The sequence below is a fragment of the Microbacterium sp. genome (genome assembly GCF_003248605.1).
Taxonomy (GTDB): Bacteria; Actinomycetota; Actinomycetes; order Actinomycetales; family Microbacteriaceae; genus Microbacterium.
The window spans coordinates 1-24,027 of the sequence record NZ_QFPF01000006.1 but is presented as its reverse complement, the minus strand read 5'-3'; the positions used below and the strand labels follow the sequence as shown (position 1 = coordinate 24,027).

General features: G+C 71.6%; 27 protein-coding genes and 1 tRNA gene. 10 read left to right on the top strand and 18 right to left on the bottom strand.

The genetic code is table 11. From position 1 onward, the window contains the following. Window positions 1-110 precede the first annotated feature (110 nt). Complete coding sequence (locus DI573_RS01870; protein ID WP_292810037.1) at window positions 111-479, bottom strand: DoxX family protein; 369 nt, start codon at window positions 477-479, stop codon at window positions 111-113. A gap of 193 nt (window positions 480-672) precedes the next feature. On the opposite strand from DI573_RS01870, the gene DI573_RS01865 reads away from it, so the two are divergent. Beyond that, window positions 673-1,080 carry a helix-turn-helix domain-containing protein gene (locus DI573_RS01865; RefSeq protein ID WP_292810036.1) on the top strand — a complete coding sequence of 136 codons (408 nt, stop codon included), beginning with the start codon at window positions 673-675 and terminating at the stop codon, window positions 1,078-1,080. Window positions 1,081-1,182: 102 nt separating this feature from the next. Then, entirely contained in the window at window positions 1,183-2,565 is a 1,383-nt protein-coding gene (locus DI573_RS01860) for a serine/threonine-protein kinase (protein ID WP_292810034.1), read from the top strand. Window positions 2,566-2,601: 36 nt separating this feature from the next. On the opposite strand, the gene DI573_RS01855 is transcribed toward DI573_RS01860, so the two are convergent. The 6 genes from DI573_RS01855 to DI573_RS01830 all read right to left on the bottom strand — a co-directional run bounded on the left by DI573_RS01855 (window position 2,602) and on the right by DI573_RS01830 (window position 6,577). Further along, window positions 2,602-3,258 carry an alpha/beta fold hydrolase gene (locus DI573_RS01855; protein ID WP_292810032.1) on the bottom strand — a complete coding sequence of 219 codons (657 nt, stop codon included), beginning with the start codon at window positions 3,256-3,258 and terminating at the stop codon, window positions 2,602-2,604. A gap of 203 nt (window positions 3,259-3,461) precedes the next feature. Beyond that, window positions 3,462-3,746: a Fe-S cluster assembly protein HesB gene (locus DI573_RS01850; protein WP_292810030.1), complete on the bottom strand. Its 285-nt coding sequence runs from the start codon at window positions 3,744-3,746 to the stop codon at window positions 3,462-3,464. Window positions 3,747-3,885: 139 nt separating this feature from the next. Continuing rightward, window positions 3,886-4,239: an Lsr2 family protein gene (locus DI573_RS01845; RefSeq protein WP_292810028.1), complete on the bottom strand. Its 354-nt coding sequence runs from the start codon at window positions 4,237-4,239 to the stop codon at window positions 3,886-3,888. 65 nt (window positions 4,240-4,304) lie between these two features. Next, complete coding sequence (locus DI573_RS01840) at window positions 4,305-5,180, bottom strand: LuxR C-terminal-related transcriptional regulator (RefSeq protein WP_292810026.1); 876 nt, start codon at window positions 5,178-5,180, stop codon at window positions 4,305-4,307. A gap of 147 nt (window positions 5,181-5,327) precedes the next feature. Next, window positions 5,328-5,963, bottom strand: a complete 636-nt coding sequence (locus tag DI573_RS01835) for a DNA-3-methyladenine glycosylase I (RefSeq protein ID WP_292810076.1) — start codon at window positions 5,961-5,963, stop codon at window positions 5,328-5,330. 86 nt (window positions 5,964-6,049) lie between these two features. Next, window positions 6,050-6,577, bottom strand: a complete 528-nt coding sequence (locus DI573_RS01830; RefSeq protein ID WP_292810024.1) for a methylated-DNA--[protein]-cysteine S-methyltransferase — start codon at window positions 6,575-6,577, stop codon at window positions 6,050-6,052. A gap of 360 nt (window positions 6,578-6,937) precedes the next feature. Here DI573_RS01830 and DI573_RS01825 point away from each other — a divergent pair, with 360 nt between their 5' ends. Both DI573_RS01825 and DI573_RS01820 read left to right on the top strand, forming a co-directional pair. After that, entirely contained in the window at window positions 6,938-10,666 is a 3,729-nt protein-coding gene (locus DI573_RS01825; RefSeq protein WP_292810022.1) for an AAA family ATPase, read from the top strand. Beyond that, window positions 10,653-10,874 carry a hypothetical protein gene (locus tag DI573_RS01820; protein ID WP_292810020.1) on the top strand — a complete coding sequence of 74 codons (222 nt, stop codon included), beginning with the start codon at window positions 10,653-10,655 and terminating at the stop codon, window positions 10,872-10,874. Before DI573_RS01825 ends, DI573_RS01820 begins: the two co-directional genes overlap by 14 nt. 15 nt (window positions 10,875-10,889) lie before the next feature. Here DI573_RS01820 and mscL read toward each other — a convergent pair whose 3' ends face one another. The 3 genes from mscL to DI573_RS01805 are packed head-to-tail and all read right to left on the bottom strand — an operon-like array spanning window position 10,890 to window position 12,349. Continuing rightward, the gene (gene mscL, locus DI573_RS01815) at window positions 10,890-11,315 is read right to left on the bottom strand and encodes a large conductance mechanosensitive channel protein MscL (protein ID WP_292810018.1); all 426 of its coding nucleotides are present in this window, start codon (window positions 11,313-11,315) and stop codon (window positions 10,890-10,892) included. Window positions 11,316-11,364: 49 nt separating this feature from the next. Continuing rightward, window positions 11,365-11,736, bottom strand: coding sequence for an FmdB family zinc ribbon protein (locus DI573_RS01810; RefSeq protein WP_292810016.1), 372 nt, complete (start codon window positions 11,734-11,736; stop codon window positions 11,365-11,367). Between the two features lie 16 nt (window positions 11,737-11,752). After that, window positions 11,753-12,349 carry a 5-formyltetrahydrofolate cyclo-ligase gene (locus DI573_RS01805; protein WP_292810014.1) on the bottom strand — a complete coding sequence of 199 codons (597 nt, stop codon included), beginning with the start codon at window positions 12,347-12,349 and terminating at the stop codon, window positions 11,753-11,755. Between the two features lie 128 nt (window positions 12,350-12,477). On the opposite strand from DI573_RS01805, the gene galU reads away from it, so the two are divergent. The 3 genes from galU to DI573_RS01790 all read left to right on the top strand — a co-directional run bounded on the left by galU (window position 12,478) and on the right by DI573_RS01790 (window position 15,008). Then, entirely contained in the window at window positions 12,478-13,365 is an 888-nt protein-coding gene (galU, locus tag DI573_RS01800) for a UTP--glucose-1-phosphate uridylyltransferase GalU (protein WP_292810012.1), read from the top strand. A gap of 21 nt (window positions 13,366-13,386) precedes the next feature. Continuing rightward, the gene (locus DI573_RS01795; protein WP_292810011.1) at window positions 13,387-14,046 is read left to right on the top strand and encodes a GNAT family protein; all 660 of its coding nucleotides are present in this window, start codon (window positions 13,387-13,389) and stop codon (window positions 14,044-14,046) included. Window positions 14,047-14,144: 98 nt separating this feature from the next. Then, the gene (locus tag DI573_RS01790) at window positions 14,145-15,008 is read left to right on the top strand and encodes a hypothetical protein (RefSeq protein ID WP_292810009.1); all 864 of its coding nucleotides are present in this window, start codon (window positions 14,145-14,147) and stop codon (window positions 15,006-15,008) included. Between the two features lie 152 nt (window positions 15,009-15,160). Here the strand turns inward: DI573_RS01790 and DI573_RS01785 are convergent, their stop codons facing one another. Then, on the bottom strand, window positions 15,161-15,331 hold the full coding sequence (locus DI573_RS01785; protein WP_292810007.1) for a CsbD family protein: 171 nt from the start codon (window positions 15,329-15,331) through the stop codon (window positions 15,161-15,163). A 212-nt stretch (window positions 15,332-15,543) separates the two neighbouring features. Here DI573_RS01785 and DI573_RS01780 point away from each other — a divergent pair. Continuing rightward, window positions 15,544-15,619, top strand: a tRNA-Ala gene (locus DI573_RS01780). Between the two features lie 79 nt (window positions 15,620-15,698). Here DI573_RS01780 and DI573_RS01775 read toward each other — a convergent pair. After that, the gene (locus DI573_RS01775; RefSeq protein ID WP_292810006.1) at window positions 15,699-16,772 is read right to left on the bottom strand and encodes a Glu/Leu/Phe/Val dehydrogenase family protein; all 1,074 of its coding nucleotides are present in this window, start codon (window positions 16,770-16,772) and stop codon (window positions 15,699-15,701) included. Between the two features lie 126 nt (window positions 16,773-16,898). Here DI573_RS01775 and DI573_RS01770 point away from each other — a divergent pair, with 126 nt between their 5' ends. Then, a complete protein-coding gene (locus DI573_RS01770; RefSeq protein WP_292810004.1) occupies window positions 16,899-17,375 on the top strand; it encodes a YbaK/EbsC family protein in 477 nt (158 codons plus the stop codon). A gap of 27 nt (window positions 17,376-17,402) precedes the next feature. Here the strand turns inward: DI573_RS01770 and DI573_RS01765 are convergent, their stop codons facing one another. The 5 genes from DI573_RS01765 to DI573_RS01745 form a co-directional block, all read right to left on the bottom strand. After that, on the bottom strand, window positions 17,403-17,891 hold the full coding sequence (locus DI573_RS01765; protein ID WP_292810002.1) for a histidine phosphatase family protein: 489 nt from the start codon (window positions 17,889-17,891) through the stop codon (window positions 17,403-17,405). A 476-nt stretch (window positions 17,892-18,367) separates the two neighbouring features. After that, a complete protein-coding gene (locus DI573_RS01760) occupies window positions 18,368-18,721 on the bottom strand; it encodes a gamma-glutamylcyclotransferase family protein (protein WP_292810000.1) in 354 nt (117 codons plus the stop codon). Window positions 18,722-18,777: 56 nt separating this feature from the next. Beyond that, a complete protein-coding gene (locus DI573_RS01755) occupies window positions 18,778-20,067 on the bottom strand; it encodes a DUF445 domain-containing protein (protein ID WP_292809998.1) in 1,290 nt (429 codons plus the stop codon). A gap of 72 nt (window positions 20,068-20,139) precedes the next feature. Further along, window positions 20,140-21,321, bottom strand: coding sequence for an acyl-CoA dehydrogenase family protein (locus tag DI573_RS01750; RefSeq protein ID WP_292809996.1), 1,182 nt, complete (start codon window positions 21,319-21,321; stop codon window positions 20,140-20,142). Further along, a complete protein-coding gene (locus tag DI573_RS01745) occupies window positions 21,318-22,076 on the bottom strand; it encodes an alpha/beta hydrolase (RefSeq protein ID WP_292809994.1) in 759 nt (252 codons plus the stop codon). The genes DI573_RS01750 and DI573_RS01745 overlap by 4 nt, the downstream gene beginning before the upstream one ends. A 63-nt stretch (window positions 22,077-22,139) precedes the next feature. Between DI573_RS01745 and DI573_RS01740 the strand changes: the two genes are divergently transcribed. Then, on the top strand, window positions 22,140-22,544 hold the full coding sequence (locus tag DI573_RS01740) for a pilus assembly protein CpaE (protein ID WP_292809992.1): 405 nt from the start codon (window positions 22,140-22,142) through the stop codon (window positions 22,542-22,544). Between the two features lie 60 nt (window positions 22,545-22,604). Here the strand turns inward: DI573_RS01740 and DI573_RS01735 are convergent, their stop codons facing one another. Further along, entirely contained in the window at window positions 22,605-23,810 is a 1,206-nt protein-coding gene (locus tag DI573_RS01735) for an MFS transporter (protein WP_292809990.1), read from the bottom strand. Window positions 23,811-24,027 lie beyond the last annotated feature (217 nt).

Here is a 24,027-nt window from a genome sequence, read left to right as displayed (position 1 = left end):
CCGCACGCGGCGCCGCGCAAGAGGTCAGGCCACGGGCGGCGGCTGGATTCTGCGCCCGCGAGTTGCCCGTGTCACCGCGTCATCGAGCGAAGCGGTGACACGGGCGCGGATCACCCGAGGACGACCACGAAACCGAGGACGGCGCTGACGATCGAGACGACCGCGAGCACGATGGCCGGGGTCGCGGCTTCCCTGCGGCGCACGTGCACGACCGCGGCGGCGATCATCACGATCGCAAGGCCCACGGCCGCGATCGGGGTGAGGATCGGTGCGATACCCGTCAGCAGCGGCACGATAAGACCGACCGCGCCGATGACCTCGAGCGCTCCGATGAGCTTGACGCTCGGGCTGCCGAAGTCCTCGGTCCAGGCCATACCCGACGCGGCGAGGGCGGGCTTCGGCCGGGCGAGTTTCATCAGGCCCGCGCCGAGAAAGGCGAAGGCGAGCAGTGCGTTGACGATCCAGAGTGCGATCAGCATCCGGGTTCCTTTCATGACGATGCGCGACCGAGAAGCGGCCGGCAGATGGGGGGATTCGGCGACGGCCGCACGCCACCGAGTGCACGGCGTCCGACGGTGACCTAGAGTGCCTAACGGCCGACGATGCGGAATAATCCCGACGGCGCTCACGCACTTTGAAGTGCGTGAGCCGAGAGAGAAAGAGGTCGATGCCATGGCGAACTCCCTGCAGGCGCTTCCGGATGTCATGGTCGACGGCTGTGACGCGGATACGCGCGACCTCGTGCGCGAGATGATCGTGCGGATGGCCGACAAGTGGAGCCTTCTCCTGATCGAACACCTCTCGCACGGTCCCGAGCGCTTCACCGGGCTCATGGCCGCCGTGCCCGGCATCTCGCATCGCATGCTCACCCACACCCTGCGCACTCTCGAGCGCGACGGCATGGTGACGCGCACGGCCCACGCCGAGGTGCCACCGCGTGTCGAGTACGCGCTGACTGATCTCGGCATGAGTCTGAGCGCGCCCGTTGCCGCCTTCGTCGTGTGGGCACATGAGCACCACTCGGAGGTCGCCGCTCACCGTGCCACGTTCGACGCGCGCGGAGGCCGCTCCGAGCGTTGACCGCGGTCGGAGCGATTGTCAACCCCCGAGGAGCCGAGGCCCGACCTCGTTACGGTGACCGGAGGGCGCGATCCGCGCAGGGCGGTCGCGGGAGGGAACCCGATGAGCGATCCGACGCGCGCCGACACGGGCACGCAGGAGCTGCTCGATGGTCGCTACGTGCTCGGCGAGTGTCTCGGTGAGGGCGGCATGGCGCGCGTGCACCGTGCCGAGGACGTCGTACTCGGGCGGGTCGTCGCGGTCAAGATGATGCGCGAGAGCTCCGACCCGGCTCTGGACTCGGGGCGCCTGCGCACCGAGTCGACGCTGCTCGCCTCGCTCGCGCACCCCTCGCTCGTCACGCTGTACGACGCGCGCATCGTGCCCGGCGAACGCGGATACCTCGTGATGGAACTCGTCGAGGGCCCCTCCCTACGAGAGCGCACCGATTCGGGACCGCTGCCGGCCACAGCGGTGGCGGCGCTCGGCCGCGACCTCGCCGACGCGCTCGCCACAGTGCACGCCGCCGGCATCGTGCACCGCGACGTCAAGCCCTCGAACATCCTGCTCGCCCCTCCCGGCGCGTCCGGCGCACCGTTCCGGGCCAAGCTCGCGGACTTCGGGATCGCCTACCTCACCGACGCGACCCGGCTGACGGCGCCCGGCACCGTGCTGGGCACGGCGGCGTACCTGGCTCCCGAGCAGGTGCGCGGCGCACCCGCCGGTCCCGCCGCCGACATCTACGCGCTCGGTCTCGTGCTTCTCGAGAGCCTCACCGGCGACCGCGCCTTTCCGCACTCTTCGGGCGTCGCATCCGTTGTCGTACGGCTCTCACAGAGCCCCGGCATCCCGGATTCGCTGCCCCGGCCTTGGCGTGAGCTGCTCGCGGCGATGACGGCGATGGATCCTTTCGCCCGGCCGAGCGCCGCGGCCGTGGTGGATGCGGTGACCGCTCTGGATGCCGCGGCCCTCGCGTTCTTCGCCGCCGACATGCCGCCGGCGCCTGCACCGGATGCCCCGGAGGCGACCCGGCGGTTCGACGCGCTGCCCTCGGACGCCCCGGCCTCGGCTTCGCTCCTGACGCCCGAGGGCGCGCCGCCGCACACGCGCGCGGGAGCGCGGAGCGCGCGGCGCCGACGCCGGCCCGCCCTCGTCTGGGGTGCGGTCGGAGCGTCGGCCGCGGGCATACTGGCCCTCGCGCTGGCCCTCGCACCGGGCGCGGGGGACACGGTCGATCCGGCCCCGTCGATCAGCCCGGTCGCGGAGGACGAGGGCGTCGCGCCCACCGACCAGCCGTCGGAGGACGAGAGCGTGCCGGAGACGGTCGACACCGTGCCCGAAGAGACCATCGTGGTCGACCCGCAACCCGACATCGTGCCGGAGGCGCCGGCCGAGCCCGCGGCCCCCATCGATGCGCCGGTTGACCCGCCCGGCCAGGACAACCGCGGGCCGGGTAACAACAACGGCGACGGGGGCAACAATGGCAACGGCAGAGGGAGCGGGTGACGCCGAGCCACGAGCGGGGTCATCGGTCCGTGGGTGTCACGTGCGCACGAATGCCCGGAGCGCCGATGCCACGGTGCGCGGGGCCGAGTGCTGCACGGCATGATGATGCCCGGGGACGAGGATCAGCTCGGCGGCCGGCGCGAGGTCACGCAGCCGTCGGCACCATCGCAGACCGGCGATGGGGTCGCGAGATCCGCGCATGACCAGGACGGGCATCGGGAGCGCGCGCACGCGATCCTCGATCGGGTATCGGAGCATGTGGCGCAGCTGTCTCGCGTACCAGCGCGGCCCGCATCGGGCGTAGTCCGCGAACGCGACGGCGTTGACGCATGGCGGCTCGCAGAAGGTGTCGAGCGCGAGTGACCCCAGCTGAGCGAAGAATGAGCGGCGAGCGGCGTCGGTGACCGCACCGATCACGACGACCCGAGACACGAGCTCCGGCCGCCGTGTGGCCACTTCTATCGCCCATTGCGCGCCCATAGAGTGCCCGACCAGTACCGCCGGACCGAACCGTGCGTCCGCCAGAAGCTCGCCGAGGACGCGGGCCGCGGTAGCGACGTCCATGTCTGCCGAGGGCTTGGGAAGCCCGCCGAAGCCCGGCAGGTCGACCGAGTACACAGGTCCTTCCGCCGCCAGCAGACGATGCAGACCCGCGAAGGAGCGGTGCGACATCCCGATTCCGTGGATGAGCACAACGGCAGGCTGTTCTGAGACCGTGGGCCCGGATCGGAGGACGCGGAAGGAAAGCGATCCGGGTTCGAATCGCCGGCGATAGACGCGGGGCGGTGGGGGGTCGAGCGCGCGGATGTCGGGCATCCTGCACACGGTACCCGGTATCGCGGCGCGCACGACGAAGCCCCCGCCGCGCAACGCGACGGGGGCTTCGAGAACCTGTCTCAGGCCTGGCTGGCGAGGGCGAATCGCACGGATCCGTCTTGGCCGACCTCGGCATCCAGGATCTTGTCGTCAAGCTGAAGCGCTGCCTGCTGGTCGACGAAGACGCGGGCCGAGCTCTGCTCGACTACGGCGTCGCCGGCCTCGGCGGCGGGGACGACGGCCAGCTCGTAGCCGGCGTCGGGGGTGCCGTTGCCTCGGATGCGCAGGCCGCCATCGGCGGTGTCGGGCACCTGCGAGACGATCGAGCGGACGGCGGTGGCGGCGTTCTCGGTGAGGGTGAGCATAGGGCTCTCCTTTCCCATAGGGGACGACGAGTCAGCCACGATTCCGAGAATCCGGGCGCGGATCAACCTCACGCGCGCATTCGGAGGGTTCTCACATGTTCGGCGCGATGCCGCGCGGCAAGGCTCGTCCGAGGGCGGGTCAGGCGCCCTGGGCGGCTTCGTAGGCCTCGATGACGGATGCCGGAACCCGGCCGCGCTCCGACACCTGGTGGCCGTTGGCCCGGGCCCACTCGCGGATCGCGCCGTAGTCCTGCTGCCCCGTACGCCGCCGCTTGCGTGCGGGCCCCGTTGCCGCGGCGCCGCGCGTGGAGACGGGGCGAGCGGCGGAGATGAACCGGTCGAGCGCGCCGCGCAGCGCAGCGGCGTTCTCATCGGTGAGGTCGATCTCGTAGGCGATGCCGTCGAGCGAGAACAGCACCGTCTCGCCTTCACCGACTTCGAGGAGGGAGCCGTCGAGGTCGTCGACGAGCTGATGCACGATTCTGCGGGCCATGCCGACACCTTAGCGAGTGCGGCGGGCGAGGCGGCGGTCGCCACGGCGCGGGCGCGTCGGCCGGGTCAGGGCAGCAGACCCGCGCGGCGTGCCTTGGCCACCGCGGCGTGCCGCGTGGAGGCATCCAGCTTGGCCATCGCCGTCGACAGGTATGCCTTCACCGTGCCCTCGCGAAGGCCCAGGGTCGCGGCGATCTCGGCGTTCGTCGAACCGAGCGCCGCACACGCGAGCACGTCGGTCTCGCGCGGGGAGAGCGCCACATCGCTCTCTGCCGCAGCGCCGTCGTCGTCGCCCGAGAGTGTGGCGAGCCGGCGCTCGATGTCTTCGATGCGAGCGCGCACCTCGGGGTCCGGCACGCGCGCTGCGATCAGGCGCAGCTCGGCATAGCTCGCGCGCAGCTCTTCACGGTGCGACGCCGACAGGCCGTGGACGATCGCGGGGGAGGGAGCGGGGGCGACCGGTTCGAGTTCCGCGAGCCGACGCTCGACGTCTTCGCGCACCCGCAGCTCGGCTGCGAGGGCGTCGGCGACCTGGAACGCGGGGGCGGCGATCACATCTCCGACGTCGGAGGACACCCACGCGCCGCCGTAGAGGACCCCGCGTGCACGACCGCGCACGACCACGGGGACGGCGAGCAGCGACGCGATGCCCTCGCCGAGCACGTGACCGTCGTAGTCATGCGTGATGCCGCGGGCGGTGCGGTAGTCGGGCGTCATCCGCGGGCGCAGCTCGATCATGGCTCGGCCGCCGAGTCCGCGTTCGGGGCGCACGCTCAGCCCGTCGAGGCTGCGGGTGCGGTTTCCGACGATGCTCGTCACGCGCACCGTGTCCTCGTGCACCAGTCCGCCGAAGGCGATCGGAAACCGCGTCCGACGGGCGAGTTCGCGCACCGCGCCCGCGACGAGCTGGGCCTGCGTGGGATACCTCTCCTGCGTAAGCATCGCTACCTACCTTCGGGGGCGACGGCACCGTCGCCGCCGTTCGTAGCGTCGACCATATCACCCGCCGGGGGCAAGGAATTCGGTCGGAACCAGGCTCATTCGTCGTGCGTTGACGGCGGTTCCGGCCTGCCCGAAGGCGCGGCGGGACTATAGGGACGGGTGTGGACGGCGGGCGGCCTGCACGCCCTCCGTCCACACCCCGCTGGTGCCGCGCCGATGGCTGTCGACGAGGTGCGTGTCGACGATGCCGACCGCCTCCATCAGCGCGAACGCGGTGGTCGGCCCGACGAAGCGGAAGCCGCGGGCCTTGAGTGCGGCGGCCAGAGCGATCGACTCGGGTGAGGTCGTCGGCACCTCCTGCGGCGTCCGGGGCGCGGGCGTGCGGTCAGGCTGGAACGACCAGATCAGGTCGGGCAGGCCGCCGGCGGCGCGCAGGTCGATCGTGGCTCGCGCGTTGCCGATGGTCGCGAGGATCTTCGCGCGATTGCGGATGATGGCGGCGTCGCCGAGCAGTCGCTCGATGTCGCGCTCGCCGTACGCGGCGACGAGGTCGGGGGAGAAGCCGGCGAACGCCGCGCGGAACGCGGGGCGCTTGCGCAGCACCGTTGCCCACGACAGGCCGGACTGGAACGCCTCGAGGCTGATCCGCTCGAACAGCCCCCGCTCGTCGCGCACCGGCATGCCCCACTCCGTGTCGTAGTACTGCCTGAGGAGAGGATCGGCCGATGCCCACGCCGGTCGGGCGAGCCCGTCGTCGCCGACGACGACGCCCGTGCCGGCCATGTTCTCGGCCTCGCTTCCCGTGCCCTGATCGGCGCCTCCCGTGTTCCGGGCCTCGCCTCCCGTGCCCAGGGCCTGTCGAAAGGCATTCATCGCTCGGCCTGGGCGGCCAAAGTGAGCGCGTGCACTTCGAGATCGAGCAGAAACCGTTTGGTCTCGGGGTCGCCGCCGTACTCTCCGATCGAGCCGTCCGCCCGGACGACGCGGTGGGCCGGCACGACCACCGAGATCGGCGTGCGGGCGCAGGCCGACCCCACGGCTCGGGCGGCGCCCGGGGCCCCCGCCCGGACCGCCACCTCGCCGTAGCTCGCCGTCTCGCCATAGGCGATCGTGCAGATCGTCTCGAGGGCGGCGCGGACGAAGCCGTGGGTCTGCGAAAGGTCGAGGGGGATGTCGAAGTCGCGTCGCTCGCCGGCGAAGTACTCGTCCAGCTGCATGAAGACAGGTGTGAGGGATGCCTCGTCGTGCGTGAGCGGGGTGCGCCAGGCGAGTGCCGCGCGTTCGAGGACGTATTCGGGATCGCCATCACCGAAGTGCAGCATCCCGAGGCCGGTATCGGTGAGGACGGCGGTGGCGATGCCGAGAGGAGTGGGGGCGCTCGCGTGACGAAGGGGCATGCGCCCATCCTGCCCCGCGGGGTCGTGCCGGTTCGAGGCGCCGGCGTCGATGGGGGTGCATGCCCGCCCCGGGGCGCCTGTGGAGGAGCCGAGCGCGCCGCCGGGCTCAGTGCCCATCGCCCCGCCGCCCATCGCCCCGGCGTTGGGGCGTCAGAATCGCGTTGGGGCGTGCTGCAGCGCGCCCCAACGGCGTTTCAACGCCCCAACGGCGTTTCAACGCCCCAACGGGGATGAGAACGCCCCCGCCGGCGAGAAGAACAGTGCGCAGACCGGCCAATCCCGCGAAACCCGGGCCGCTATGCGCCCGTCTGGGCAGCGGGAACGTAGGGTGACCCTGTGTGGCGAGCAGAGGGCAGCACTATGGGCGCGGATGAGATGATCCCCGACCCCGGCGCGGCGTCCCCGGATGCCGAGCGCGGCGAGCGTATCGAGCCCCACGACCTGCGCATGAGCGAGCCGGGTGTGCGCGTCGCGCACATCGCGTCGGACGAGCGCACGCGGCTGCGGGCCCAGGCCTCCGAGCTGGGCGGTCGCTCGCCCCTGCTGCAGTACGTCGACGCGCCCGACACGGGCATCGACATGACCAACGCCCACCCCGGCAGCCTGCCCGCCTTCATCACCGGGCAGTCGACGCTGCTGTCGGGTCTGTTCCGCGACGAGGTCGCGCTGCGCACGGCGCGGCTCGCGGCCGAGGCCATCACCGCCAAGAACGTCGAGCTGCGCACCGTGCGCTCGATCGATGCCGTGCACCTGGCCGTGGGACTCGCCTCGTGGCGCATCGGCGGAGTCGCCTATACGGCGCCCGTTCTGCTGCGCCCGCTGGCGATCCGCCGCCACGGAGCGGACTTCGAGCTCAAGCTGCACGGCGGCTTCCACATCAACCCGGAGCTCGCCTCGGTGTCGCGCGAGCACTTCGGCATCACCCTCGACGGTCCGGGGCTCGCCGCCCTCGCCCACGAGAACGGCGTCTTCAAGCCGCAGCGGGTGATCGACCGCCTGCGCGCGATCACCGCGCCCGTCGACACCTTCACCGTGCAGCCCCGTCTGCTCGTGTCGACGTTCGCCGACGTCGCCCGGGCGATGGTGCGGGATGCTGCCAACCTCGACGCGCCCGTCCTCAACGCGCTCGCGGGTCACGCCGGCGACCGCGCCGCTCTGCTGCAGCAGCGGGAGGAGGTGCGCAGCGTCGGCCCCGATGAGCGCTCGCCCGCCTCGGACACCCTGCTGCTGGACGCCGACGCGGAGCAGGAGCGGGTGCTCGCGCAGATCACCGCCGGACGCTCGATCGCGGTGCAGACCCTGCCCGGAACGGGCGGCACCCAGACCGTCATCAACGCCCTCGGCGCCCTCGTGCAGGATCACAAGCGCGTTCTCGTCGTCAGCGCCCGGCGCTCGACGATCGAGGGCGTGCGCCATCGCCTGCAGCAGGTCGGTCTCGCCGGACTCGCGTGCTCGCCCGTGCACGTCGCGCGCGACCTGGTGCGCGCGATCGGGCGCAACGAGAAGGCCACGGCGCCCCAGCTCGCCGACGTCGACGATGCGCTCGTGCGCCTGCGCGCGCTGCTGATCGCCTACCGACGCTCGCTGACCACCCCCGCTGCGGGCCTGGGTGTGAGCCCGCTCGACACCCTGCGCGCACTCGTGCAGCTGCAGCAGACCGAGCGACCCGGCACCACCACGGCGCGCTTCGACCTCGAGACCCTCACCCGCCTGGCGGGCGACCGCTCGAGCGCCGCGGCCAAGCTCGAGCTCGCCGCGTCGCTCGGCGAGTTCCGCTTCGGTCCGGGCGACTCGCCCTGGTACGGCGCCAGCTTCGCCACGACCGACGAGGCCCAGGCCGCGCACGCGCTGGCCAAGCGGCTCCAGCTCGGCGAGGTGCCGCGTCTGCTCGAGCGCGGCTACGAGCTCATCGCCCAGACCCGCATGCGACCCTTCGCCTCGATCGACGAGCTCGGGGAGTACCTGCGGCTGCTGATCGACATCCGCGATTCCCTCGATCGATTCAGCCCCAGCGTATTCGAGCGCCCGCTCGCCGACCTCATCACCGCCCTCGGCTCGCGCCGCGACTCGGCGACGATGCGCGGCGGCGAGCGCCGGCGCCTGCGCCGCCTCGCCCGCGAATACGTGCGACCCGGGGTGCACGTCGCCGACATGCACGAGGCGCTCGTGCGCATCCAGCGCCAGCGCACCCACTGGCAGCGCTTCGTCGACGCCGGGGTGGCGCCCGAGGTGCCGCTCGGGCTCGCCGATGTCCACGTCGCCTGGCAGCGCGTGGCGGCAGAGCTCGCCGAGCTCGATGCGCCACTCGGCCGCGCCCACGATCAGCGCCTCGCCGCTCTCCCGGTCGACCGTCTCGTGCGCACGCTCGCCGGCCTCGCCGCCGAGTCCGAGGTGCTCGAGAACCTCATCGAGCGCACCGCGCTGCGCGCCGATCTCGCGCGACTCGGCCTCGGCCCTCTGCTGGCCGAGCTCTCGGTGCGGCACGTGCCCGCCGACCGCGTCGCCGGCGAGCTCGAATTCGCCTGGTGGCAGTCCGCACTCGAGCACATGCTGCGCAGCGACAAGGCTCTCCTCGGCGCCAACACGAGCGTCGTCGACCGTCTGGAGCGCGACTTCAGGCTCGTCGACGAGGCCCATGCGGCAGCATCCGGCCCCCTTCTGGCGTGGCAGCTGGCCCGCCAGTGGAAGATCGGGCTCGTTGATCAGCCCGGCGAGGCCGACGAACTGAAGAAGCTGCTGACCGGCCGTGAGCCCACGGCCCTGGGCCTCAGCATCGTCGCGCCCACCCTCGGCCGCGCGCTTGCGCCGGTCTGGCTGGCCTCGCCGTACGACGTGCCCGAGCTGCCCGAGACGCTTTCGTTCGACACGGTCATCGTCGCCGACGCGGGCGGGCTGAGCCTCGCCGAGGCGGTGCCCGCCCTGCGGCGCGCCCGCCAGATCGTCGTGCTCGGCGACCCCGTGACGCAGAGGCCCTCGCCGTTCGCGCTCGCTGCGGGATCGGTGCCGCAGGAGGAGCCCGAGGTGCCCTTCGACGAGACGTCGCTGTTCGAGCGGCTCGCCGACATCCTGCCCGTCTACACCCTCACCCGCAGCTATCGCGCGGGCGGCGAAGACCTCGCCGAGCTCGTCAACGACGCCTTCTACGGCGGCGAGATCGTCTCGTGGCCGTGGGCGGGCTCGTACCTCGGGCGCGGCAGCCTGACCGTGGACTACGTGGAGGGCGGCTTCGGCATGCCCGACCCCGTCTCCGGCGCCGTCGAGAGCCCCGAGACCGAGGTTGCGCGGGTCGTGACGCTCGTGATCGAGCACGCCGTGAACCGGCCCAACGAGTCGCTCATGGTCGTCACCGCGAGCGCGCGCCACGCCGAGCGCGTCCGCGCCGCGGTGAACACGGCCTTCGCAGGCCGCTCGGACGTCTCGGCGTTCGCCCTGCGCGACACCGCCGAGCCCTTCGCGGTGCTGACCCTCGAGCAGTCGGTGGCCGAGAGTCGCGACCGCGTGATCTTCTCGCTCGGGTTCGGGCTGACCAAGCACGGACGCGTGCTGAGCGACTTCGGCGACCTCTCCACCCCCGACGGCGAGCGCCTGCTCACGGTCGGCATGACGCGCGCCCGTCGCTCGATGGTGATCGTGTCGTCGATCCGCCCCTCGGCGTTCGACGACGGACGACTCGAGCACGGAGCGGCGACGCTCATGTCGATCCTCGGCGGCATGGCCTCCCGGCAGCGCGAGGCCCGCCTCGAAGACCTCGCCGATCCCCTCACGCGACGGCTCGCCGACGAACTGCGGCGCCTGGGCGTCGCGGTCGACGTGCAGTACCGCGGCCTGCTGCCCCTGGTCGCCCAGCACGCGGGCAAGGCCGTCGTCGTCGAGAGCGACCCCGAGACGCACGACGAGTCCCTGCGCGAGGCGCTGCGCCTGCGCCCCCAGTTGCTGCGGCGACTGGGCTGGCACTACGTGCGCGTGCACTCGTTCGACCTCTACACCGACCCCGCGGCCGTCGCGTCGCGGATCGCGGCGATCCTCGGCATCGAGCCCGACGCGGCGGTGGCCGACGGGGCGACCCAGCCCGTCGATGTCATCGAATAGCGGGGCCGAACCCGAGCCGCGGCAGCGGGTGGTGCGGGTGCCCGGGTCGCGGCGCGCGCGGCTGACGCCGGCGCCGGGCGCGATCGGCGAGCCGGACGCGCGAGAAGACGACGGGGATGCTGTCGCGACAGCATCCCGCGACACCCCCACGGTCGAGCGCGGTCCCAACGACGAGCGGCTGCGCCGCGACGTCCCGCCGCACTACTGAGCGCCGGAGCCCGTGTCAGGGCCTGGCAGCGGTGCCCTGCTTCTCGAGCAGATCGCGGATCTGCACGAGGATCTCCTGCTCGGTGGGCAGCTTCGGCTCCTCGGCGGCCTCGCTGAGTCCCGCGCGGGCGGCGGCGCGCTCCTTGAGGCGGTTCATCGGGTAGACGAAGACGAAGTAGACCACGACCGCTACGGCGAGGAAGCTGATGACGGCGCTGATCAGATCGCCGAGCGGAAAAACGACCGTCTGCCCGTAGAGGCCGGTGAGGGTGGGGCCGAACTGGCCGTCCTCGTTCGGCTGGTAGAACAGCGCGACGATCGGATTGATGACGCTCGCGACGATCGAGTTGACGACGGCGGTGAACGCACCGCCGATGACGACCGCGACCGCGAGGTCGATGACGTTGCCGCGCAGGATGAATTCTTTGAAGCCCTTGATCATGCGATGCTCCCCCTCTCGCCGACCCGCGCTCGCGCCCGTGCCGGTCTGCCTATGACGAGGCGCTCGCCCCGGACTTCGATCCTGTCGAAGATGACCCGGAGCCGCCAGCCGACGAGCCGGAGCCCGACGAAGACGTGCCGGACGAGGACGTGCCCGACGAGGACGTGCCCGAGCCGGAGGTGCCGGAGCCGGCCGCGGAGGCCGAGGATCCGGCATCCGCCCCCTTCGAGCCCTTGCCCTCGCCCGCCCGCGAATCGGTGCGGTAGAAGCCGCTGCCGTTGAAGGTCACACCGATCGAGCCGTACTCCTTGCGCAGCACGCCGCCGCACTCGGGGCACTCGGTCAGCGTGGGCTCGGAGAAGGACTGCACGGCGTCGAAGCGGTGTCCGCAGCTCTTGCAGGCATAGGCGTAGGTGGGCATGAGGGCAGCTCCAGGGTCAGCGCCGGGTCGGCGCGAAGGTGACGGTGCGGGCGGGGGTGACGGCCCCCGAGACAGGCTGATCGTGCACGTCTCGAGGCACCTCGTCGAGGATCTCGGAATCGAACACGACCGCGTAGACCGGGGGGCAGCGCTGCATCGACCCGATCGTCTTGTCGAAGTACCCGCGGCCCCAGCCGAGCCGCATGCCCGAGCGGTCGATCGCCGCCGCGGGGATGATCATGAGGTCGACGTCGTTCACCGCGATGGGCCCGAGCAGTTCGCCGACGGGCTCGGGCAGACCGAAGAGGCCCTCGGCCACGTCGCCCTCCTCGGTGGCGACGACCCAGTCGAGCAGGCCGTCGGCCCGTGTCACGGGCAGCAGCACGCGGATGCCGCGGCCCACCGCCGAGGCGACGAACTCGCGGGTGCCGGGCTCGGTCGAGGTCGAGAGGAAGCACGAGATCGACCGCGCACCGAGGCCGTCGACGAGGGCGTCGAGCTGCGCGCGGACGCCCTCCGCGGCGGCGTCGCGCTGCGCCTCGGAGAGCACCTGGCGGCGCTCGCGGAGGTCGGCGCGAAGGGCGCGTTTGTCATTGTCGATGTCGTGCGACACGCCGCCCATCATATGTCGCGGGCGCCTCGTGTCCCCCGAACGGAGGATCCGGCTGTCCCCCGAATGGGCCGGTTTGTCCCCCGAATGGGCCGGATTTGCGGGCTCTCGCGGGACTATACGATGGGCGCATGCCCACAGCGAAGTTCAAAGCCGTCATCCCTGCCGCCGGACTCGGCACGCGCTTTCTCCCCGCGACGAAGGCCATGCCCAAAGAGATGCTGCCCGTCGTCGACAAGCCCGCGATCCAGTACGTGGTCGAGGAGGCCGTGCAGGCCGGCATCGAGGATGTGCTGATCATCATCGGCCGCAACAAGAACAACCTCTCCAACCACTTCGACTCGGTGCCCGAGCTCGAGGAGAAGCTGCGCGCCAAGGGCGACACCTCCAAGCTGCAGAAGGTCATGGCCTCTTCCGACATGGCCGACATCCACTTCGTGCGCCAGGGTGAGCCCAAGGGCCTCGGCCACGCCGTGCTGCGGGCCAAGGCGCACGTGGGCACCATGCCCTTCGCGGTGCTGCTCGGTGATGACCTCATCGATGAGCGCGATCCCCTCCTGACCAAGATGCTCGAGGAGCAGACCAAGCGCGGGGCGTCGATCGTCGCCCTGATGGAGGTCGACCCCGAGCAGATCCACCTCTACGGCGCCGCCGCGGTCGAAGCGACCGACGATCCCGACGTCGTGCGCGTCACGGGCCTCGTCGAGAAGCCCGCCAAGGAGGACGCCCCCTCCAACCTCGCGATCATCGGCCGATACGTGCTCAGCCCCGAGATCTTCGACGTCCTCGAGCACACCCAGCCCGGCAAGGGCGGCGAGATCCAGCTCACCGACGCGCTCGAGGAACAGGCGGCGGATGCTGCCGGCCCCGGCGTGTTCGGCGTCGTGTTCCGCGGTCGCCGCTACGACACCGGCGATAGGGTGGATTACATCAAGGCCATCGTGCAGCTGGCCTCGGATCGTGACGATCTGGGACCGGAGCTGCGTCCCTGGTTCAAGGAGTTCGCCGCGGGCCTCTAGCCCCGTTCGAGGGGAGTGTGCATGGAGCTCTCACTCCCACGCGAACACGAACAGATCTCGATCCGCCTGATCAAGCCGCGCGACGCGCGGGTGCTGCAGCAGGAGCTGCTGAGCAACCGCACGTGGCTGCAGCAGTGGGAGGCGACCAGTCCCGACGGGCCGGTCTCGTTCGATATGCGCCTGGGCGTGCGCCGGCTGCTGCAGCAGTACCGCGATGGAGCCGGCGTCCCCCTCGTGATGGAGTACGGCGGGCGGGTGACCGGGCAGCTGAACGTCTGGGGCATCGCCCGCGGGTCGCTCGCGAGCGCAACCATCGGGTACTGGGTGAGCGAGCGCTTCGCGGGCAAAGGCATCACCCCGACGTCCGTCGCGATGGCCACCGACCTCTGCTTCACCGATCTGCGCCTGCACCGCATGGAGATCTGCATCCGCCCCGAGAATCGTGCGAGCCTGCGCGTGGTCGAGAAGCTCGGCTTCCGCTACGAGGGGCTTCGTCGTCGGTACATCCACATCGACGGTGACTGGCGCGATCATTACGCCTTCGCGCTGACCCGCGAGGAGGTGCCGCACGGCGTGCTCGACCGCTGGGTGCGGGGCCAGGCACCGCGCGACGCCGCGACCGTGCCGCCCGCGGACCGCCCGACTCCGGCCGTCGGCCCGTCGGGAGCCGCGGGCGCATAGCGTCGCGCCCCCGCCCGCGCAGAAGTCGGCGCGAAAGGGGTCGGCGACACGCGCCGGGATGCCGGGGGATCGCCGTGCCGTCGCATACCGTTGTCGCCATGGGTGGGCAGGTTCTCGGCGGCGGAGTGATCGTGCTCGTCGCCGTGCTCCTCTGGCTCGTCTATCTCCTGCCCACGTGGCACAGCCGGCATCAGTTTCACGCCGCCGAACGCAACGCCGTGCGGCTGAACCAGGCGCTGCGCGTGCTCGCCGAGACCAGCGAGACGCCCGCCGAGGTGCGGCTGGAGCTGACCGCGCGCACCGCGCTCGCGCAGCAGAAGCTCGCCAAGCGCCTGCAGGCCGAGAAGCAGGCCGCCGAGCTCGAAGAGCTGCGCGCCGAAGTCGAGGTCGCCCGACACGCACCCGCCGCCCGCCGTGCACGGGCCCGACGCCGCGCGCGACTCGTGGCGACGGGGCTGCTCACCGCCGGTCTCGCCGTGATCGGGGTCGGCGTGTGGCAGACCGTGCAGTCCGGCTCGCAGCTTGCCCTCTGGTCGGGCGTGGGCATCGTCCTGCTCGCTGTGGCGGTGCTGCACCGCATGGCCCGGGTCGCCACGCGCGCCGTCATGCGGGAGAGCGCACCCGCGATCGTCCGTACCGCCGCCGTGATGCAGGACGTGCAGCTGGCCGAGCAGTCTCGCGCCTGGACACCCCGCAGCCTGCCCCAGCCTCTCGCCTCGTCGGCGGGATCACGTGCTGCGGCAGAACTCGACGCCGCCGAGGCGCGCGACGCGCTGCGCCTGGCCGCGCAGGCCGAGGCGATGCGCGCCCAGGCAGAGTCTCTCGCGCCGGTGCCGATCACGGCCGCGAGACCCGCGGCGCCTCCTATGGGCCCGTCTCGATATGCGGCGATGGGCGTCGTCGACGACGCCGAGATCGAAGCGCACGTGCGCCAGCTGCTCCGCTCCCGCGCCGCGGGCTGAGGTCTGCGTTCGCCTGTCGCGTTCTGCGGGTGCGTGGGGTGTGGATGCGCAGTTTGCGACAGGGGAGCATCCCGGGGTGGATGCTGCGGCCCGCCGCACGCCGAAGCGGCCCGCCCCCGTGGGGAACGGACCGCTTCGGCTGATGGGATGCCCTACTTGAAGGCGTCCTTGACGTTGTCGCCGGCCTTCTTGACGTTGGCGCCGGTCTGGTCCGCCTTGCCCTCGGCCTCGAGGCGCTCGTTGTCGGTCGCCTTGCCGGCGGCCTCCTTCGCCTTTCCGGTGAGGTCTTCGGCGGTGTGCTTGATCTTGTCTCCGATGCCCATGTGAGGCTCCTTCCGTTTCCTTCTTCTCCAGCCTGCGCCTCTCGGGCGCAGGACGTCAGTGGGTTGTCTTTCGGGGGGTGAGGGTGCTACGCATCCCGTTCGTGAGGTGCACGACGACGGGCAGGCCGCGGTGAGGTTCGGCTGCGTCTCGGGTGGCGGCCTGGGGGCGGCATCCGGGGTCTGATCGCCGTGATAACCTAGCGGAGGTCTACGGGCCTGTGGCGCAGTTGGTAGCGCGCTTCGTTCGCAATGAAGAGGTCAGGGGTTCGAATCCCCTCAGGTCCACCAAAAGGAAAAGCGCCCCTCGCGGGCGCTTTTCCTTTTGGTGGACGTGCGTCTCCTCTTGTCGTGCGTGTGGTGACCTTCGCTACGCAGGGACGGCGGTGCCGGTCGCCGCGCGCAGGCGCCCGGCTGCGAGCGCCTCGGCCGCCTCGAGCGGGGTGACGCCGCGTTCGGCGGCATCGGCGTAGACCCGGCGCAGGGTCGCGCCGATACCCGCGACCCGCGCGAGGATCTCGTCGCGGGTTCCGAGCCCCTTCGCGACGAGATCGAGATAGATCACGCCGCCGGCGTTGACCACGAAGTCGGGCGCGTACAGGATGCCGCGGCTTGCCAGCCGATCGGCTCCGCGGTGTTCGGCGAGGGGATTGTTGGCGGGTCCGCAGACCGCGCGAGCATCGAGCGCGTCGATCACGTCGTCGGTGAGGAGGCCGCCGATCCCCGCCGGCACGAAGACATCGGCGGGCACGAGGTGCTCCTCGCCGGGCGGCACCCATGCGGCCTCGAGATCGTGCGCGAGGTGCTGCTTGACGGGATCCACATCCGTCACCGTCAACCGGGCACCCTCCGCCGACAGTCGCACCGCGAGCCGGCTGCCGACCTGACCGAGTCCCGAGATCGTGACGGCCCGGCCGGCGACGTCCGCCACGCCTGTGAGCTGTTCGAGCGTCGCGCGGATCGCCTCGTAGACGCCGAGGCTCGTGGGCCCTGCCGGCTCGCCCGACCCGCCGACGCGGTCGGGCAGCCCGACGACGTGGGCCGTGCGCTCGCTGACGACGAGCATGTCGTCGGTGGTGGATCCGACATCCTCCGCCGTCCGATACAGCCCGTCCATCGCCTCGACGGCGTCGCCGAGATCGAGGAAGGCGGCGCGGCGCCGCTCGGCGTCGAGCGTCGTGCCGGGTGCGAGGCCGATGACGGCCTTGCCTCCGCCCGCGTCGAGACCGGCGGCCGCGTTCTTCAGCGTCATCGCGGCCGACAGGCGCAGGACGTCACCGAGCGCGTCGCTCCACTGCGGGTAGGTCCAGAGGCGAGCGCCGCCGAGGGCGGAGCCGAGTGCGGAGGAGTGGAGCGCGACGGCGATGAAGAGGCCGCTGCGGTGACCGGTGATCACCTCCACGCGCTCGTGGGTGAACTCGGGCAGGGGCAGGGCGGTGGTCATCGCGGTCCTTTTCGGCGGGCCTTGTGGGCGCTGTGCTCGGGAGCGCGCGGCGTTGCGGCTCCAGCATCCATTCTGCTCCTTGACGGGGCGCGGCGGGCGCTCGGCGGCGCGCCGTAGGCTGGCGGGGTGACCGCGCACCTTCCGCCCCGCAGCCGCATCGTCGCCGACCGCCTCGCCGAGGCGGGGATCGCGGGGGAGATCGTCGTCCTGCCGGATGCCGCTGCCACCGCCGCCCTCGCCGCCGCGGCGCTCGGGGTCGAGGTCGGGGCGATCGCGAACAGCCTGGTGTTCTGGAGCGATGGCGAACCGCTGCTGGTGATGACCAGCGGCGCGCACCGGGTCGACACCGCGGCGCTCGCCGCGCGCCTGGGCCGCGGCAACATCGCGCGGGCCAGCGCCGAGCAGGTGCGTGCGGCGACCGGGCAGGCCATCGGCGGTGTCGCCCCGACCGGGCACCCCGCGCCGCTGACCACTGTGGTCGACGAGGCGCTGGCGACGTTCGCCGAGATCTGGGCGGCCGGCGGCACGCCGCACACCGTGTTTCCGCTCACCTTCGACGAGCTCGTCGCTCTGACCGGGGGCACGGTGTCGAAGGTCGACTGACCGCGTCACCCGGGGGCTCTGCCGGGTTCAGGACGGGCGCGGGATGTCGTAGGTCCAGCGCACGGGCCGCGCGTCTCGCACGTCCGCCCATGTGTCGACGTCGAAGTCGAACACCGCCACTGCGCAGGTGGGCATGTGCGGGATCGCGTCGCCGTCCGGGAAGCCGGAGAAATGCTGAGCCAGGCTCGACAGGCCGGGGTCGTGGGCGACGACGAGGATGCTGTCGACGTCGCGCTCGTCGACGATGCGCAGCAGTTCGGCGGGCGCGACGCCGTAGAGTCGCGCATCGTGCTCGACGGGCACGCCCAGCGCGTCGGCGAAAGCCTGTGCGGTCGTCGCGGCGCGCACCGCGGTGCTGGAGACGATGAGAGCGGGGACGAAGTCCGTGGCCGCCAGCCGTGCCGCCATGCGCGGGGCGTCGCTGCGCCCGCGGTCGTTGAGCGGGCGATCGTGGTCGTCGAGATCGGCGTGGTCCCAGCTGGACTTGGCATGTCGCACCAGAGCGAGGGTCTTCATCCGGCCACTCTACGCAGGCGGGGGTACCCGGGCAGGTGCGTGGGATGAAGCAAGATATATCGGGCGCGGGATAGACGGGGCGGTGCGCCGTGCGGTACGTATGAAGAGCACGATATGCGGGAATGCGTTCTGGGGATGCATTCCGATCGGCCCGCTCGCCGTCCCCTGTTGAGGCCACCCCCTCGGCAGCGTGACGTACGGCAGGCCCTGGCGCTTTCGCAAAGGGGCGGGGGTGCGGTCACGAGGCTCTGCCCCCCACCGCCTCGGGACCGCGCTCCCCGGCGATCCCTCTCGGCGCCCTGTGCCGCCCGGCATCCCTGTGCCGCCCGGCATCCGTGTGCCGCCCGGCATCCGTGTGCCGTGCACAACTGCGGACGCGAGGATGCGACGCGCCGGAAGTGTGCCCACGGGCCCGGCGTGTCGGCGGTTGCGTCCGCAGCTGTGCACACGCGCGGCATGGCCGAGCGGACAGAGGGTCAGATCTGGGCGACGTAGACCCAGGCGGGGGTGCCCGAGTCGAGCACGACGTGCTCGCGGCGATACCCCGACACCTCGTACTCGTCGGCCGCCTCGAGCTCGGCTTCGCTGAGTCGCACGAGCTTGCCGACCACCTTGTCGAGCCGGGCGCCGGTCCGGCGCAGGATCGGATGCACGTCGTGACCGCTCACGCCCGTTACGTGCGGATCGTCGATCTCGAGGTAGTCGATCGTGTACCCCGTCAGGACGTCGTCCTCGGCATCCAGCAGACGCCCGAACGTGTCGAGCTGCACCGACGGCAGCTGCAGCGTGCCATAGGTGAACAGGGCGACGTCGGGGGATGTCTCATCCACAGCATCAGGGTATCCACGCGCGGCGGCGGCGCGATGTACGACGCGAGAAGGGCGTGTTACGAACCGAGCAGCGCGTGGGCCACGGTGTAGATCGCCAGGCCCGCGAGAGCACCGACGATCGTGCCGTTCAGGCGGATGTACTGCAGGTCGCGACCGACCATCAGCTCGATCTTCTCGGTCGTCTCGGCCGGATCCCAGCGCTCGATGGTCTCGGTGATGATCGAGGCGATGTCGTGGCGGTAGCGCGCGACGACGAATGTCGCGGCATCGACCACCCAGGTGTCGACCCGGTGCTGCAGCGCAGCATCCGTCGTCAGCCGCTCGCCGACCTCGGTGAGGGCGTCGCGTGCGCGGCTGCGCAGGGCGCTGCGGGGGTCATCGAGCGCGGCGAGCAGGCCGTTCTTGGCGGTGTTCCACGCCTCGGCGGCGAGCGAGCGCACGCGCGGGCTGTCGAAGAGCGAGCCCTTCGCGCCCTCGAACCGTGCGATCGTTCCGGGGTCGTGCTGCAGGTTCTCGGCGAGTCGGGCGAGGTAGCCGTCGATCGCGGCACGGGCGGGATGCTGGGGGTCGGTGCGCACGGCCGCGACGAACTTGACCGCCTCGCTGTAGACGGTGTCATCGACCAGACGGTGCGCGATGCTCGGCACCCAGCCGGGAAGCCGGCGTGAGACGAGCCCCGTGAAGGAGTCGCGATTGGCGTCCAGCCACGCGGCGATCGTGTCCGCCGCGAGGTCGACGGCGGCGTGATGGCCCCCGCCGTCGACGATGCGACCGAGCCAGCCGCCCGCCGCCGGCGCCCACTCGGGCTCTATGAGGTGCTCGCGCGCGAGCTCGCTGATGACGTCGCGCACATCGTCGTCGCTGAGGGCGCGCAGCACCCCCGCGGCGATCGTCGAGCCTTCGGCGGCCACGCGTTCCGCGTGCTCGGGATGCCGCAGCCAGGCGCCCACGCGCCCCGAGACGCCGATGCTCTCGAGCTTGCCGCGCACCACCTCGGTGGAGAGGAAGTTGGTCTCGACGAACTCACCGAGGGTGCGTCCGATCTCGTCCTTGCGCCGGGGGATGATCGCCGTGTGCGGAATCGGCAGGCCCAGCGGTCTGCGGAAGAGCGCGGTGACCGCGAACCAGTCGGCGAGGGCACCCACCATGCCGCCCTCGGAGGCGGCACGCACGTACGCGAAACCGGGCACGCGCTCCTGCAGCGCGAACGCGACGACGAAGACGGCGGCCATCAGGATCAGCGCGCCGAGGGCGACGGCCTTCATGCGCCGCAGTCCGCGCCGTCGCTCGAGGTCGGCGGGGCTCAGCAGTGCAAGCGGGGCGGAATCCGTCGAGGTGGCCGGCATGCCGTCATCCTCGCACGGAGCGAGGACGATGCCGCGGAGGGCGCCGTGGTCGGAGCCCGCCCCATCCTCGGCTCAGGACGGGACCGGCCCGAGCCAGGCCGTCGCCGCCGTCGCGTGCGCGGATTCGGGGTCCGAGGGGTGGAAAGCGCCCGCGAGGACATCCCGATAGAGGCGCGAGAGCTCGGAGGAGGCGAAGTACGATGATCCGCCCGCGACGAGCATCGCCTCGTCGACCACGCGCTTCGCGGTCACCGTCGCACGGTGCTTCAGGCCCGACAGCAGAGAGAACCAGCGCGGGCCGTGATCGGCGGCGGCATCCACGTCGTTCGCCAGCGCCGCGATCTGCGGGGGCAGCGCATCGTAGGAGATCGCCATCTCGGCGACGCGCCAGCGGATGTCGGGATCGGCGCTGTAGGGGGCGCCGGTCTTCTTCGACCGACGCGTGGCCGCGGTCTGCACGGCGAGATCGAGCGCGCGCCGCGCGATGCCGGTGTATACCGAGGCGAGCATGATCTCGAAGACGCTGAAGATGCCGAAGACGATGGGGTCGGGATTCGGGCCGGGATCCACGCGGCGCACCACCCGGTCCGCGGGTGCCACCGCGCCGCGCAGCTCGGTCGTGCGACTCTGCGTGCCACGCATTCCGAGCGTGTTCCAGTCGTCGCGCGTGTGCACGGCGTCTTGGCGCGGCACGAAGGCGTAGACCATCTTCGGGCCGTCCGGCGACGTCGTGTCGAGTCCGTGGAGCCCCAGATGATCCCACGCGGGGGCGAGCGAGGTGAAGATCTTCGTTCCCGTGAAGGCATACGACCCGTCCGGGCGGGGTTCGGCGTCCGTGTCGCTGCCGAAGAGCACGAGGTCGTTGCCGGCCTCGCTGATGCCGAACGCGAACACCTCGCCCGCCGCGGCGCCGTGCTGCACGAATGCCAGGTCGTCGATGTCGCGCTCTCGCAGCACTTTGGCGACCCCCGTCCAGACGAGGTGCATGTTGACCGCCAGGGCCGTCGCGGGGGATGCCGTCGCCAGGCGCTGTTGAAGCGCCGCGGCATCGGCGAGACCGAGGCCTGCACCGCCCCGGTCGGTCGGCACGAGGATCGACAGGTAGCCCGCCGCCCGCAGCTCGTCGAGGTCGTCGTGCGGGAAGGTGTTCTCCACGTCGTGCGTCGCGGCCCGCGAGCGGATGCGCTCGAGCAGGTCGTCGGGCAGAAGAGCAGCCGGATCGGCGGGGTGGGGTGCGGGGTCGGATGTGCTCACGCGAGGATCTCCAGAAGCATCTGCATCGTGATTTCGGGCTTGTCGCGGTGCGGCGAGTGCCCCGCGCCCGGCACGATCGTCAGGGTGAACAGCGGATTGGCCGCGAGGATTCCCTGGGCGAGCTCGCCGGTGAACAGGCTGTACACCGCAGGGTCGGCGCCGAGTACATCGACGGGCACGCGCACGCGTGCGGCCTCGGCTCGCACGTCCCACGGATCGTTCTGGATGCTGGTCTGCGCAATCGCGAAACGGCTGGCCCCGCGCGCCGCACTCGCCTTCAGTTCGATGTCGTGGGGATGCCACTCGGGATGCTCGGCGCGCACCGCGTCTTCGGTGGGATCCGCGAGCGCCCGCTCCTGGCTGGCGCGAACGATCTCCGCATCGCGTCCATCGACCACCAGACCCGGATCTATGAGAACGAGGCGGCGGGTCCATGTCTTGTCCTCCGCGCTCGCTACGACGGCCGCCGCACCGCCGAGTGAGTGGCCGATCACGAGATCCCAGGGGCCTGCAGCATCCGGTGTCGTGGCGGCGATGTCGGAGGCGTACGCGGCGATCGAGTAGTCGAGGGCGCGCGGTGCGGCACCGTGGCCGCGCAGATCGACGGCGCTCGCGTGCCAGCCGGCGTCGGCCAGCGTCGTGCCGATGCGCCACATGAGCGCTCCCGTGGAGCCCAGTCCGTGGACGAGAAGGGCGCGGCGGTCGGCGCGGGGATCGCCCCACGACAGCACGGGGAGGGTGAGGGGTGCGGGCATGGACCCAGCCTACGAACCGAGATGCCGGCCCGGTGCCTCGCCCGGGCTGTGACAATGGAGCCCATGATCTCGACGGAGATGGCGCTGGCGCTGCGCGAGGCGGGCCTGATCTGGCATCCGCGTTCGGGTGACAGGTTCCAGTTGGACGAGCCCGAGTTCGAGGCCGACGTCTTCACCGTGAGCGAGATGACGATCGAGCCGCGTGCATATCCGACGGGCACGATCCTCGCCTTCAACGGCACGACGGAGTGGGCGCTGGATTCCGTCGCCCTCGAGGATGCGCTGTGGCTGCCGCGCGAGGATCAGCTGAGAGAGCTGCTGCGCGGCACGTTCCGCGCGCTTCGGCGGCTCGCCGACACGCACGAGGTCGAGATCGAGATCGGCGGCAGCCGGCGGATATTCGAACACCCGGAGCCGGCGGATGCGTACGCTCTCGCGGTCGCGGAGCTGCTGCGGCGGGTGAGCTGACGGCATCCGCTGGGCTGACGGCATTCGCTGGCGAGACGGCATCCACCGAGCCGTCTCGGCTCAGGTGATCGTGGGCACCGGCTCGGTATCGGGGATCGGGCTGGCGTCGCGCCCCCGCAGATCGGGGAAGGACCGCACGAACACCACGGAGACGGCCACGCCGACGGCTGCGAACGCGGCCGCCGCCCAGTAGGCGCCCGAGGGTCCCGCGCCGTCGATGAGGAATCCGGCGATGGCGGAGCCCGCCGCCGCGCCGATCAGCTGCCCGGTGCCGATCCAGCCGTAGGCCTCGGCGGTGTCGCTGAACTTCACGCTCGCGCTCGTGATCGCGAAGATCACCGCGAGCGCCGGGGCGATGCCGATGCCGGCGAGGATCAGCGTGCCGCCCAGCCAGAACGCGTTCAGCGAGAGCGTCGTGAGGGTCAGGCCCACGGTCACGATCGCCATGCGACGAGCCATCGCCCAGGGACCGATCGGGATGTGGCCGAAGGAGAGCCCGCCCGCGAGGCTGCCCACCGCAAAGAGGGCGAGGATGATGCCCGCCTCGAACCCGCCGTGCCCGAAGCTTGCGACGACTCCCGCCTCGACGGCGGCGCACGCGCCGATGAGGAGGAATCCGATGACGGTGCCCAGGAGCACGGGCGCCTTCGCGAGCACCTTGCCGATCGAGCGGCGGCTGCGCGGGATGCGCACGCGCCCGAGCTCGGGCGAGGCGATGAACCAGGCGCAGCCGCCGAGCAGGATCACGACGATGAGCAGGAGCGCGGGCACGGTGCCGACCTGGAGCGCGACGAAAGTGATCACGACGGGCGCGAAGACCCAGATGAGCTCCTGCAGCGAGGCGTCGAGAGAGAAGAGGGGGGTCAGCTGGCGGGAGTTGACCATCTTGGGGTAGATCGTGCGCACCGCCGACTGCACGGGCGGCGTGGCCAGGCCCGCCAGCAGGCCGAGGGCCATGTAGGCGGGCACGGGCAGGACGATGAGCGCGATCGCCGTGATCGCGAGGGCGCAGACGATCATCGTGAGGGTCAGCACTGGGCGCATGCCCCACACGCCCATCCAGCGGCTCGTCACGGGCCCCGCGACCGCCTGCCCCACGGATGTCGCGGCCAGCACGAGGCCGGCGGCGCCGTAGGAGCCCGTGATGTGCTCGACGTGCAGCAGCAGCGCCAGCGAGATCATGCCGTTGGGAAAGCGCGCCGTCAGCTGTGCGGCGATGATGCGGCCGACGCCCGGCGTGCGCAGCAGATCACGGTAGGCGCCCACGAGGATCCATCGTACGACCGGCCGCCGACGTCCGTGCAGGAGCGCGACATCGGGGCGCGCGCCGGGGGATGCGCGGGGCGCGGGCGGGGTTCGCGACAGGTGCGCGACACGCCCGCGACACGCCGCGGTCGAGTTTCCACAGCGTGTGGATGTCGGAGACCCCGCGTAGCGTGCGGATCTGTGGACAGCTGCGGCGACAGCATCCGTTCGAGGCGTT

Bases quoted from the DNA above. Each gene is read 5' to 3' on its own strand.
- DI573_RS01870 (WP_292810037.1), bottom strand. From the start codon at position 479: ATGCTGATCGCACTCTGGATCGTCAACGCACTGCTCGCCTTCGCCTTT.
- DI573_RS01865 (WP_292810036.1), top strand. From the start codon at position 673: ATGGCGAACTCCCTGCAGGCGCTTCCGGATGTCATGGTCGACGGCTGT.
- DI573_RS01860 (WP_292810034.1), top strand. From the start codon at position 1,183: ATGAGCGATCCGACGCGCGCCGACACGGGCACGCAGGAGCTGCTCGAT.
- DI573_RS01850 (WP_292810030.1), bottom strand. From the start codon at position 3,746: ATGCTCACCCTCACCGAGAACGCCGCCACCGCCGTCCGCTCGATCGTC.
- DI573_RS01845 (WP_292810028.1), bottom strand. From the start codon at position 4,239: ATGGCCCGCAGAATCGTGCATCAGCTCGTCGACGACCTCGACGGCTCC.
- DI573_RS01840 (WP_292810026.1), bottom strand. From the start codon at position 5,180: ATGCTTACGCAGGAGAGGTATCCCACGCAGGCCCAGCTCGTCGCGGGC.
- DI573_RS01835 (WP_292810076.1), bottom strand. From the start codon at position 5,963: ATGGCCGGCACGGGCGTCGTCGTCGGCGACGACGGGCTCGCCCGACCG.
- DI573_RS01830 (WP_292810024.1), bottom strand. From the start codon at position 6,577: ATGCCCCTTCGTCACGCGAGCGCCCCCACTCCTCTCGGCATCGCCACC.
- DI573_RS01825 (WP_292810022.1), top strand. From the start codon at position 6,938: ATGGGCGCGGATGAGATGATCCCCGACCCCGGCGCGGCGTCCCCGGAT.
- DI573_RS01820 (WP_292810020.1), top strand. From the start codon at position 10,653: ATGTCATCGAATAGCGGGGCCGAACCCGAGCCGCGGCAGCGGGTGGTG.
- mscL (WP_292810018.1), bottom strand. From the start codon at position 11,315: ATGATCAAGGGCTTCAAAGAATTCATCCTGCGCGGCAACGTCATCGAC.
- DI573_RS01810 (WP_292810016.1), bottom strand. From the start codon at position 11,736: ATGCCCACCTACGCCTATGCCTGCAAGAGCTGCGGACACCGCTTCGAC.
- galU (WP_292810012.1), top strand. From the start codon at position 12,478: ATGCCCACAGCGAAGTTCAAAGCCGTCATCCCTGCCGCCGGACTCGGC.
- DI573_RS01795 (WP_292810011.1), top strand. From the start codon at position 13,387: ATGGAGCTCTCACTCCCACGCGAACACGAACAGATCTCGATCCGCCTG.
- DI573_RS01790 (WP_292810009.1), top strand. From the start codon at position 14,145: ATGGGTGGGCAGGTTCTCGGCGGCGGAGTGATCGTGCTCGTCGCCGTG.
- DI573_RS01785 (WP_292810007.1), bottom strand. From the start codon at position 15,331: ATGGGCATCGGAGACAAGATCAAGCACACCGCCGAAGACCTCACCGGA.
- DI573_RS01775 (WP_292810006.1), bottom strand. From the start codon at position 16,772: ATGACCACCGCCCTGCCCCTGCCCGAGTTCACCCACGAGCGCGTGGAG.
- DI573_RS01765 (WP_292810002.1), bottom strand. From the start codon at position 17,891: ATGAAGACCCTCGCTCTGGTGCGACATGCCAAGTCCAGCTGGGACCAC.
- DI573_RS01755 (WP_292809998.1), bottom strand. From the start codon at position 20,067: ATGCCGGCCACCTCGACGGATTCCGCCCCGCTTGCACTGCTGAGCCCC.
- DI573_RS01745 (WP_292809994.1), bottom strand. From the start codon at position 22,076: ATGCCCGCACCCCTCACCCTCCCCGTGCTGTCGTGGGGCGATCCCCGC.
- DI573_RS01740 (WP_292809992.1), top strand. From the start codon at position 22,140: ATGATCTCGACGGAGATGGCGCTGGCGCTGCGCGAGGCGGGCCTGATC.